Here is a 3,210-nt window from a genome sequence, read left to right as displayed (position 1 = left end):
ACTATATAGTCTGGTTGGATGGGAATTTTGCCTCCGCCGTCCGGCAAGTCGATCACGAAGGTCGGGATTGCCAGACCAGATGTGTGTCCTCGCATGCCCTCGATGATCTTGATTCCCGTTTCCACTGGTGTGCGCAAGTGCTCTGTTCCCTGCACCTCATCCCCCTGGAAGAGGTAGTAAGGGCGCACCTTTATCTTCAGGAGGCCATGACACAGCTTTGTCTGAGTGGCAACGGAATCGTTCACCCCGCGCAAGAGCACCGACTGGTTGTTCACCGGCACCCCACTCCGCACCAGACGGTCACAGGCCCGCGCTGATTCCGGCGTTATCTCTCTGGGATGATTGAAGTGCGTGTTAAGCCATATAGGCCCATACTTTGAAAGCATGGCGCACAGTTCATCATCGATACGCTGTGGCAACACCACGGGATATCTACTCCCGATTCGGATGATCTCCACATGCGGTATCTGCCGTATTTTGGAGATGACTTCCTCCAGACGAGCGGTTGAGAGCGTCAGAGGATCGCCGCCGGAGAGAATGACGTCTCTCACATTTCGGTTCCCCCGGATATAACCCAGCATCGCCTCGATCTCTTCCGCCGTGCGCACCCAACCGCCATTGTGCCACTCCCGCTTTCGGGTACAGTGACGGCAAAGCATGGGGCAGATATCGGTCAGCACCATCAATACCCTGTCGGGATAGCGGTGAACAAGCCCCGGAACAACTGAATCCCTCTTTTCTTCTAGGGGGTCCTCATATCCCATAGTGGCAAGGGCTATCTCCTCGAACATGGGGATTGATTGCTTTCTGATGGGATCATCACGATCATCCGGATTGATCAGAGAGAGATAGTGCGGGGTTATCGCTAAAGGATACTTCTCAACTACCAGCTGGAGGCGAGTTTCGTCCTTGGCTGTAAGGGGAATATATTTCTTCAGGGTTTCGAGGGTAGTAATCCTATTTCGGAACTGCCATCTCCAGTCATTCCAATCTTCCTGAGAGACATGTCCGAAAAATCGTTCTTTGTTTGTGATGACCGAACGACCCGGAGGTTCTTCTTCGGTCTCACCCTTCATGATTGTACTGCCTGGGGGCTCTTCTTCGGCCCGGGCCATTGTTTCTTGTTGCTCCAGTATTGTCGATGTTCTTATCACTTGCGACAGCACCTCCTCAGCCTTTATTTCGCTCATGAGTATATCATATATTTCAAGGGTTTTGTATGACTAAAACCATCAATTTGGTATCAATAATTATTTACTTTCACATGGTTTCCTTGCTTTTGCCTGACGAACCTGCGTAAAATACTAATATAAGAGCAGCTGGAAAGTCGTTATCTGATCGCGCTCCGATTATTCGATGAATATCCTCTTCATTTATCCGAAGTACCCGGCCACTTTCTGGAGCTTTAAGCATGTCTTGAAGTTTCTATCCAAGAAGGCCGCTTTTCCGCCACTGGGGCTGCTGACCGTTGCCGCCATGCTCCCCAGGGAATGGGAGAAGAAGCTGATTGACATGAATGTCATGCCCCTTAAGGATAATGATATTGAATGGGCAGATTGCGTCTTCATCAGCGCCATGATTACGCAGAAGGAATCTGCCAAGCAGGTGATCAAACGCTGTAACAGACTTGGCGTTAAAGTGGTTGCCGGAGGACCTGTCTTCACCACAGGGCATGAAGAATTCGAAGGGGTTGATCACTTTGTGTTGGGAGAGGCTGAGGCCGTTCTGCCTCAGTTCCTTGAGGATTTTCAGAACGGATGCGCCAAACCCCTTTATTTCTCCGATGAGCGTCCGGATATCACCCGCACCCCCGTGCCGTTATGGGAGTTGATCGATCTTAATCTCTACGTTTCCATGCCGGTTCAATATTCGCGTGGTTGTCCGTATGACTGCGAGTTTTGCGATATCACTGTGATGAATGGCCGTAATCCGCGGACCAAGAAGCCAAGCCAAGTCTTACGGGAATTCACCGCTCTCTATAGGACCGGATTTCGCGGTGCTGTTTTTATCGTTGATGACAATTTCATCGGCAACAAAACCAAGGTCAGAAAACTGTTGCCCAAGATCATCCGGTGGCAAAAGAAAACGGATTATCCATTCACGCTTCTCACCGAAGCCTCTCTGAATCTGGCTGATGATGATCATCTGATGGACCTTATGGTGGCAGCAGGATTCAATAAGGTCTTTGTGGGGCTGGAAACACCTGTTGAGGAGAGCCTTGCTGAGTGCAATAAGTTCCAGAACAAGAGCCGGGATATGGCTGCTGCAGTAAAGAAGATTCAGAATCACGGCATGCAGGTAATGGGAGGCTTTATTGTTGGCTTTGATAGTGATCCCCCTGCCATCTTTGAGAGGCAAATTACCTTCATCCAGAAAATCGGTGTGGTGACTGCAATGGTGGGAGTGCTCAGCGCGCTGCCTAAAACGAGGCTGCACAATCGTTTGAAAGCCGAGGGTCGTCTCGTGAAAGTCAGTTCCGGTAATAACATGGATGGATCACTGAACTTTGTCCCCAAGATGGATAGCGAGGTCCTTATGAATGGCTATCAGAACATCATCGAAACGATTTACGCTCCCAAAGAATATTACGAGAGGATCGGCACTTTTCTGGATGAATACAAGCCTGCCAAGAGAAAACGGAAACTTCCTACCTCTGCTGATGCGAAGGCCTTTATTCAGTCAGTCTGGTATTTAGGGATTGTGGGAAAATCCAAATTCTACTACTGGAAATTCATGACCAAAGTGGTATTCAAATATCGTCAGTCATTCCGGGAAGCTGTGGAATTGAGCATCTACGGGCTCCACTTCCGGAAGATCACCAGAGACATGCAAAGGCAAAGCAGGCAACCCTAGTTATTAATCTCGCTGCTCTGAATTTAGTCCATTGCCGATATTTGCTGTTTTAGCTGGGCCAGTGCTTTGCCATATTCCCCGTCAAGTCTCGCCGAAATCTGTCGCCAGTTTTCCTGGAACTCCTGTGTCTGCTCCACATTGGGTTTTGGGCCACGGGTTGCGCCAGCCTTTTGCATCGCCTGAGTCATCATCCGTTCAACTTCCGACTTCAAACGCTCGTAGTTTTGCTTGACGGTCTGCCCATAATAGTTTGCCAGGTTTGCCAGTTGATCCTTGGCTTGGTTCAAACCGTCCTTGTTCTTCTTGAGCTCCCTCAGGCCTTTGAACACCTCTTCGTTTCGGGCGATATCGGCCTCT

3 protein-coding genes are annotated in these 3,210 nt (G+C 49.7%); 1 reads left to right on the top strand and 2 read right to left on the bottom strand.

Features of this window, described 5'->3' with window-relative positions; all coding sequences use genetic code 11:
* On the bottom strand, positions 1-1,190 hold a 1,190-nt coding region (locus PHV74_15755; protein MDD5095807.1), incomplete at its 3' end, for a KamA family radical SAM protein.
* A gap of 166 nt (positions 1,191-1,356) precedes the next feature.
* Here PHV74_15755 and PHV74_15750 point away from each other — a divergent pair.
* Positions 1,357-2,853: a DUF4070 domain-containing protein gene (locus tag PHV74_15750; GenBank protein ID MDD5095806.1), complete on the top strand. Its 1,497-nt coding sequence runs from the start codon at positions 1,357-1,359 to the stop codon at positions 2,851-2,853.
* A 23-nt stretch (positions 2,854-2,876) separates the two neighbouring features.
* Here the strand turns inward: PHV74_15750 and PHV74_15745 are convergent.
* Positions 2,877-3,210: hypothetical protein (locus PHV74_15745; GenBank protein ID MDD5095805.1), on the bottom strand; the 334-nt coding region annotated here is incomplete at its 5' end.

The organism is Dehalococcoidia bacterium (assembly GCA_028711995.1).
Classification (GTDB): domain Bacteria; phylum Chloroflexota; class Dehalococcoidia; order SZUA-161; family SpSt-899; genus JAQTRE01.
Note: the sequence above shows the minus strand (reverse complement) of the source record. Positions and strands in the feature narration are given on the sequence as shown.